Below are 7291 nucleotides of genomic sequence, written 5' to 3' on the forward strand. Positions count from 1 at the left end.
GGCTGAACGCGTCTTCGCCCCTTCAGGCGCGTTGCCGCGCTAGGCTAGCGCCCACGCATGTTCGTCTCGCTCCCCTCCCGCAAGAAGTCCGCTGTCCGCTGGGCAACGCCCCTGCTGTTCGCGACCCTGTGGGCCGCGTTCCTGTGGTCGATCTCGCGCCCGGGTGATGCCCGACGCAGTCTGTGGATGGATTGGGGCGCGCTGTCCACCGGGCTGACCCGGCCCCTCGACTGGTGGGCCACCTTCCAGGACGGCAGCGTGCTGCGGCTGTTCACCGCGTTGTTCCTGCACGCGGACTGGTCGCACCTGCTGGGCAACCTGGTGTTCCTGCTGATCTTCGGCCTGCCTGCCGAGCGGGTGCTGGGGCCGTGGCGGCTGATCCTGCTGTTCCTGGTGGGCGGGGCGATCTCCAACCTCACCGCGATCTACACCATGGGCAGCCCGGACCAGATCATCATCGGCGCCAGTGGCGCGGTGTCGGCCCTGATCGGGGCGTACCTTGCGCTGTTCCCCGGCGCGCGGCTGGGGGTGGTGATCCCGCTGGGGCTGTTCCTGGAATTCGTGCGGGCGCCGGCCTACCTGCTGATCGGGGTGTGGGCCGGGCTGCAGGTGGTGTTCGCGTACATCGGCCCGACCTTCGGCATGGTGGCCTGGTGGGCACACATTGCCGGGTTCGTGTTCGGGCTGGTGTATGGGGTTTACGTGCGCGCGGCGATCGCGCGGCGGTTGCGGAAGCGGCACGGGTTCTAAGCGTACGCCGCAGGCTGGTAGGGTCGCATCCCGATCGACCGCCGTGGTATCCGCCGCGTTCGATGTCGGCATGAACATCGGCGGATCCGGCTGTTACGCCGTTCAACGCAATGCGTTACCGGGCGTTGCCCCGTCATCGGCAGTCGTTTGGGAACCGACTCTACCAGCGGGTGCACCCGTCACGGCGTGGGTGCAGGTTCCGGCTTCGGCTTTGCTTCCGGCTTTGCTTCCGGCTTTGCTTCCGGCTTTGCTTCCACATTGGGCACCGGCTTCTTCGCCGCTTCGGCCTTCTGCTTGGCGGCCACCGAACCCGGCTGCTTCAACTCGGCCAGCGCGTCGTTGATCGGGCCGTCGCCGGGCAGCACGTCACCGGCTTGGTAGCCATCGCCGCCTTCTTCGTCACCGCGCAGGTGGCCCGGCAACGTCGCTTCGCTGTAATCGGACAGGCTGGCCGGCAGGTCGTCGTCTTCGCCCGCCTTCTTGTCCGGCAGCAGCACCACGTCGGGCACGATGCCGGTGGCCTGGATCGATTTGCCGCTGGGGGTGTAGTAGCGCGCAGTAGTGAGCTTGACCGAGTCGCCGTTGTCCAGCGGCAGTACGGTCTGCACTGAGCCCTTGCCGAAGGTACGGCTGCCGATCACGCGGGCACGACCGTTGTCGCGCAGCGCACCCGCCAGCACTTCCGAGGCGCTGGCCGAACCCGCGTCGGCCAGCACCACCACCGGCGCGCCCTTGAGCAGATCGCCGGGCGTGGCATCGAAACGTGCGTCGCTGATCGCGATGCGGCCCCGGGTACTGACGATGTTGCCCTTGTCGAGCAGGTCGTCGGCCACCTGTACGGCGGCGGTAAGCAGGCCGCCCGGATTGCTGCGCAGATCCAGCACCAGGCCCCTGAGCTTGCCGCCGGCCTGCTGTTGCAACTGCGCCACATGCTTCTGGAAATCAGCGCCGGTATCAGCCTGGAAAGTGCTCAGGCGGACATAGCCATAGCCCGGTTCCAGCATGCGGCTGCGCACGCTGGTGATGCGGATGGTTTCGCGGGTGATCGGCACGTCGAATGGCTTGAGTCTGCCCTCGCGCATGATGGTGAGGATCACCTTGCTTCCGGCCTTGCCCCGCAGCGGCTCGGTAGCTTCGATGGCGCTGATCGGCTTGCCGTCGATGGCGATGATCAGGTCACCGGCCAGGATGCCGGCCTTGGCTGCCGGCGTGTCGTCGATCGGCGAGATCACCTTGAGGCTGCTGTTGTCGGGCTGCTGCTGCAGCTCCACGCCGATGCCTTCATAGGCACCTTCGGCCTGTTCGTCGAAGGCTTCGGCGTCTTCCTTGTCGAAATAGGTGCTGTGCGGATCCAGGTCCAGCAGCAGGCCGCGGATGGCCGACTGCATCAGCTTCTTGTCGTCCACCGGTTCCACATACGCCGCACGCACCGCGTTGTAGACCGCCACGTAGCGGCGGATCTCCTCCAGCGGCACGCGCGAGGTTACCGCCTCTTCGGTGGAGGCCGCATCGCCGCCGCGTTCCGGAACCTGGGCGGTCTGCTGCGCCCATGACAGCGCCGGCACCAGGGCCAGCAGCAGGGTGGCGGAACGGGCTACGCGCATGAAGCACTCCAGGTTGAGCGGGGGACGGGACACCACGCACTGATGGTGCGTGGCCCGATTATGCGCGAAGGCACGGTAAATTCCCGTTGAACGGGGCTACCGGCGCTGCAACCATGACGAAGGATCCACCGGCTGCCCATTACGCCGCAATTCAAAATACAGCGCGGTAACGCCCTGCCCGCCGGAGTTGCCGACCTTGGCCACGGCATCGCCCTTCTTCACCGTGCCACCGGCATCGCGCAGCAGGGTGTCGTTGTGTGCGTACAGGCTCATGTAGCCATTGCCGTGGTCGACGATCAGGATCATGCCGTAGCCGGTCATCCAGTCGGAGAACACCACGGTGCCATCGGCGACGGCGGTGACGGTGCTGCCCGCAGGCGCGCTGATCAACACGCCACTGCTGGTTCGGCCGTCCGGCAACTTGCCACCGTAGCGCGCCAGCAGGTTGCCCGACAGCGGCCAGCCCAGCCCCCCCACCTTCGGCGCCGGCGCCGAGGCCACTGCCGGCGGGGTCTTGCCAGGGCGCGGCGGCGGCTTGCTCCCACTGGCTGCGGCGGCGCGCTCGGCCTTCTCGGCGGCGGCCTTTTCCGCGGCGGCGCGGCGCGCAGCGGCACGGCGTTCGGCTTCGGCGCGGGCGGCAGCAGCGCGCAGGTTGGCGAGCAGCGTTTCCAGCGCCTTGGCATCCTGGCCAAGCGCCTTCTCGCGTTCGCTGCGGTCCTTGTAGCGCTCGTCCAGGCTGGCCACGGTCTGCGCGCGGGTACGCCGATCGAGTGCCAGGCTGGCGGCCTGCTGCTTCTGCTGCTGACGGGTCCCTTCCAGCGCCTGCCGGCGCTCTTCGATCTGCGCTTCCACCGTTTCCAGTTCAGTCAGATCGGCGGTCAGCGCGCCGATGCGCCGCGCGCGTTCGCGCTGCAGATAGCGGTGATAGGCCAGGGTGCGGTTGGCATCGGCAACGCGGTCCTGCGACAGCAGCAGCTTCAATGGCGCGTTGTTGCCGATCCGGTAGGCGGCACGCAACAGCGAGGCCAGCTCCTGGCGCTGCGCCTTCAAGCCGGCCTGCAGTTCACCCCGGCGCTGCTGCAGCTCCTGCAGGGCGCGGGTCTCCCGCTGCAGCGCGGTTTCGGTCTGGGCCAGCACGCGGCCGGTACGGGCCACCTTCTCATCGGCCTCGCGCAACTGGCGCGACGCCTGCCCACGCTGGCTTTCCAACGTACGGCGTTCCTGGGCGACGCCTTTGAGTTCGGTGCGCAGCTTCTGCAGCTTGCGTTCGGCTTCCTTCGGATTCTGCGCTGAAAGAGGCGCAGGGCCGGCAAGGGCCAGGATCAATGCCAACGCCGGCAGCGCCACCGGCCAACGCGAGCCATGACCGTGCCCAGCGGTCGGTTTGTTATTCCGGCGTGAGGAAAAGACGTTGGGGCGCAAGGGCTTTCCAGTGACTTCAGGCAGATGCGGATTGCAGCGCTGCATGGTGACATTCCTGAAGGCGGCCTGCCAGCCGCATACCGGACACGCACAGATGAAACTCCATCCGCTTCCCCTGTTGTTGGCCTTGTTGATCCCCTGCGGGTCAGCCTGGGCCGTTGACGACATCAGCAAGGTCAATGGGAGCATTACGGCAGACGCCGGGCAGGCCTATGGCGACCTGCAGACGGTGAACGGCAACATCAAGGTTGGCGCCGGCACCACCACCCACAGCATCGAAACCGTCAATGGCGGCATCATTGTCGAGGAGGGCGCCCGGACCGGCAGTGTTTCCACCGTCAATGGCAAGATCGCCATCGGTCAACGGGTGATTGCGGGAGGCAACCTGGAGACGGTCAACGGCAGCATCTTCACCGATCGCGGCAGCCAGATCGAAGGCAGTATTGAAACCGTCAATGGTGGCATCGGCCTGGTCGAAACGCGCCTGCGCAACGGCATCACCACCGTCAACGGCGACATCACCGTCGGAGTCGGCTCGCATGTGGAGGGCGGTATCCACATCGAAAAGCCGAATTTCAGCATTTCGTTCAATGCACCCCGCAAGCCCCGCGTGATCATCGGCCCGAATGCCTCGGTTGCCGGCGAACTACGGTTCGAGCGCGAGGTCGTGCTGTACGTGCACCGCACGGCGAGCATTGGCCCGGTCACCGGCGCCGAACCCGTGCCGTTCGACACCGACGCCGCGCCCGCCAATTGATACGCTTTCACCCGGTGCCCGCGCACCGGCCCTTTGTCTCCAGGAATCGATGATGTCCCGCAAACTTCTGTTGTGCCTGGCCGCCACCGCCGCGCTGACCGCGTGCAAGGGCGAGACCACCGCACCGGCCGCCGCGCCGGCTGCTGATACCACCCCGGCTGCCGCCGGCCACGCCTTCTCGGCCGAGATCAACGCCGGCGACTTCGGCGAGCTGGTCAAGACCCTGTCGTCGGATGCGTTCGAAGGCCGCGCGCCGGGCAGCGCCGGCGAGGACCGGACGGTGGAGTACATCCGCGACCAGATGCAGCGCATCGGCCTGCAGCCCGGCAACGGCGACAGCTGGTTCCAGGAGGTGGCGATGACCGAGACCACTGCCGATGAAAGCACCGTGCTGAAGCTGGACCAGGCCGGCAAGCAGCGCGACCTGAAGTTCGGTACCGACATGGTGGTCGGCACCCGCACTGGCCAGCAGGAAGTGAAGATCGACGGCAGCGACCTGGTCTTCGTGGGCTACGGCGTCGACGCGCCGGAGCAGAAGTGGAACGACTACGCCGGCCAGGACTGGAAGGGCAAGACGGTGGTCATGTTCGTCAACGACCCGGGCTTCCACGCCAACGACGACACCCTGTTCGACGGCAAGCGCATGACCTACTACGGCCGCTGGACCTACAAGTTCGAAGAGGCCGCCCGCAAGGGTGCCGCTGCGGCGTTCATCGTGCATGACACCGCCGGTGCTTCGTACGGCTGGGATGTGGTGAAGAACTCGTGGGCGGGTCCGCAGTACGACCTGCCGGCCAAGGACGATCCGGAACCCCGCCTGCCGGCGCAGGGGTGGCTGAGCGCCGATGCGGCGCGCCAGCTGTTCGCCGATGCCGGGCTGGACCTGGATCAGGCCTACAAGGATGCCAACAAGCGCGGCTTCAAGCCGGTGCCACTGAAGGCGAAGATCTCGCTGGACCTGAAGAGCACGATTGCCGAGAAGAAGTCGCGCAACGTGGTCGGCGTGCTGCCGGGCACCAAGCACGCCGATGAGGCCGTGCTGTACATGGCGCACTGGGACCACCTGGGCAAGCATGAAGGCGAGCAGGGCGACAACATCTACAACGGTGCGATCGACAACGCCACCGGCGTGGCCGGCATCCTGGAGATCGCTGATGCGATGGCACATGAGCAGCCGGCACCGGAGCGTTCGGTGGTGTTCCTGGCAGTGACGCTGGAGGAGTCGGGCCTGCTGGGCTCGAAGTACTACGTGAACCACCCGACCTTCCCGCTGGACAAGATTGCCGGCGTGATCAACATCGATGCGATGTCGGTGGCCGGCAAGGCCAAGGACCTGACCGTGACCGGCTTCGGCAGTTCGCAGCTGGAGGACATCCTCAAGCCGCTGGCCGCGGAGAAGGGTCGCACGTTGCACGGCGAAACCTCGGTGCAGAGCGGCTTCTACTTCCGTTCGGACCACTTCAACTTCGCCAAGGCCGGCGTGCCGGCGCTGTATGCCGACGGTGGAGAGGACCTGCTCGACGGCGGCGTGGACGCAGGCCGAAAGGCGGCTGAGGCGTATGGCCGCGACCGTTACCACGGCCCGAAGGACGAGTACGACGCCAGCACCTGGAAGCTGGACGGCACCGTGGAAGACCTGGAGCTGCTGCACGGCGTAGGCAAGGCCATCGCGGTGGGCGGCCAGTGGCCGAACTGGTACGAGGGCAACCCGTTCAAGGCGGCCCGCGACGAGATGATGAAGGGCAAGACCGAGGCGGCTGCGCCAGCCCCGGCTGCGAAGTAAGCCTGGCCCACATCGCTGGTTGAGAAGAAGCGGCGCCTTGAGGCGCCGCTTTTTTGTGGTTCATTCGATAGTGGATGGCCACCGCGTCCAGCAATACGGGTACTCGCCTACCTTTGTGGCGAGTCCCGAACGAACCGGGTTCTCGATCAGGTAGTTGGCCTGTGTGAGTAACGATTCGTCGGAGCGGATGCAGTGGTCGCAGAAGCCGCGTTGCCACAACGCACCCTGGCTGCCGCGATGCAGATTGACTGCACGAGAGGAGCGGGATTTGAAAGCTTGGACACAGCGACTGATGTTGCCGTTGCCCAGCTGCATCAGCCAATGGACGTGATCGGGCATCACCACCCACGCGAGCGTGCGTGAGCGATGTTCGCGATCGGAGCAGCGAAGTGCCTCGACCACGCATTCAACGGTGGGGTCATCGACAAAGAGGGATTGGCGGCCGGCGACGACGGTGGTAAGCATGTAATACGCGCCCTGAAGGGAGCGGCGGCCGATGAGGAGGCGTGGACTGGGCATGACCACAGAGTGGCGTTTTGCCCATGGTGTGTTGTATCCGGGAAGCCTCAATCAACCTGTCAGACGAAGCCGGTAGGGTCGCATCCCAATCGACCGCCGTGGTGATTACCCCATTGGGGCATGACCACGAACGCAGGCAACGCATTTTGATCAGGGTCCATGCGTCACCGTGCCGATCACCGTTATCGGCAGTGGATGCTCTTCCGCGTCCTGCGGCCGCACCACTTGTGCATCCATGCACATCGTCGTTTGGGAACCGACCCTACCGCCTCCCGGCCCGTCACGGTAGATGTCGACCGTTGGTCGGAACGCGCCCATCGCGGAAAAGAAAAAACCCCGCTGCGTGAGCAGCGGGGTTTTTGGGTGTAAACCCTGGCGATGACCTACTCTCGCATGGCTTGAGCCACACTACCATCGGCGCAGCTGCGTTTCACTTCCGAGTTCGGGATGGGATCG

The 7291-nt window shown here is 66.0% G+C and carries 6 protein-coding genes and 1 rRNA gene; 3 read left to right on the forward strand and 4 right to left on the reverse strand.

Annotated features, from left to right (window positions below; genetic code table 11):
- Positions 1-57 precede the first annotated feature (57 nt).
- A complete protein-coding gene (locus ACGFZ3_RS09905) occupies positions 58-750 on the forward strand; it encodes a rhomboid family intramembrane serine protease (protein WP_282247678.1) in 693 nt (230 codons plus the stop codon).
- A gap of 179 nt (positions 751-929) precedes the next feature.
- Here the strand turns inward: ACGFZ3_RS09905 and ACGFZ3_RS09910 are convergent, their stop codons facing one another.
- Together ACGFZ3_RS09910 and ACGFZ3_RS09915 are read right to left on the reverse strand one after the other, a co-directional pair.
- Complete coding sequence (locus ACGFZ3_RS09910; protein WP_392919910.1) at positions 930-2354, reverse strand: S41 family peptidase; 1425 nt, start codon at positions 2352-2354, stop codon at positions 930-932.
- Between the two features lie 96 nt (positions 2355-2450).
- Positions 2451-3776 carry a murein hydrolase activator EnvC family protein gene (locus tag ACGFZ3_RS09915; RefSeq protein WP_392919913.1) on the reverse strand — a complete coding sequence of 442 codons (1326 nt, stop codon included), beginning with the start codon at positions 3774-3776 and terminating at the stop codon, positions 2451-2453.
- Between the two features lie 94 nt (positions 3777-3870).
- On the opposite strand from ACGFZ3_RS09915, the gene ACGFZ3_RS09920 reads away from it, so the two are divergent.
- Positions 3871-4533 carry a hypothetical protein gene (locus ACGFZ3_RS09920; protein WP_392919954.1) on the forward strand — a complete coding sequence of 221 codons (663 nt, stop codon included), beginning with the start codon at positions 3871-3873 and terminating at the stop codon, positions 4531-4533.
- Between the two features lie 52 nt (positions 4534-4585).
- Positions 4586-6316: a M28 family metallopeptidase gene (locus ACGFZ3_RS09925; RefSeq protein ID WP_392919915.1), complete on the forward strand. Its 1731-nt coding sequence runs from the start codon at positions 4586-4588 to the stop codon at positions 6314-6316.
- A 60-nt stretch (positions 6317-6376) separates the two neighbouring features.
- On the opposite strand, the gene ACGFZ3_RS09930 is transcribed toward ACGFZ3_RS09925, so the two are convergent.
- The gene (locus ACGFZ3_RS09930) at positions 6377-6781 is read right to left on the reverse strand and encodes a transposase (RefSeq protein ID WP_392919918.1); all 405 of its coding nucleotides are present in this window, start codon (positions 6779-6781) and stop codon (positions 6377-6379) included.
- 424 nt (positions 6782-7205) lie between these two features.
- Positions 7206-7291 (reverse strand): 5S ribosomal RNA (gene rrf / locus ACGFZ3_RS09935); the annotation flags it as partial.

Origin of the sequence: Stenotrophomonas sp. NPDC047960, from assembly GCF_043204395.1 — a bacterium.
In the GTDB taxonomy this organism is placed as follows: Bacteria; Pseudomonadota; Gammaproteobacteria; order Xanthomonadales; family Xanthomonadaceae; genus Stenotrophomonas.

Coding starts and splice junctions, on each gene's coding strand:
- ACGFZ3_RS09930 (WP_392919918.1), bottom strand. CDS start 6,781: ATGCTTACCACCGTCGTCGCCGGCCGCCAATCCCTCTTTGTCGATGAC.
- ACGFZ3_RS09910 (WP_392919910.1), bottom strand. CDS start 2,354: ATGCGCGTAGCCCGTTCCGCCACCCTGCTGCTGGCCCTGGTGCCGGCG.
- ACGFZ3_RS09925 (WP_392919915.1), top strand. CDS start 4,586: ATGTCCCGCAAACTTCTGTTGTGCCTGGCCGCCACCGCCGCGCTGACC.
- ACGFZ3_RS09905 (WP_282247678.1), top strand. CDS start 58: ATGTTCGTCTCGCTCCCCTCCCGCAAGAAGTCCGCTGTCCGCTGGGCA.
- ACGFZ3_RS09920 (WP_392919954.1), top strand. CDS start 3,871: ATGAAACTCCATCCGCTTCCCCTGTTGTTGGCCTTGTTGATCCCCTGC.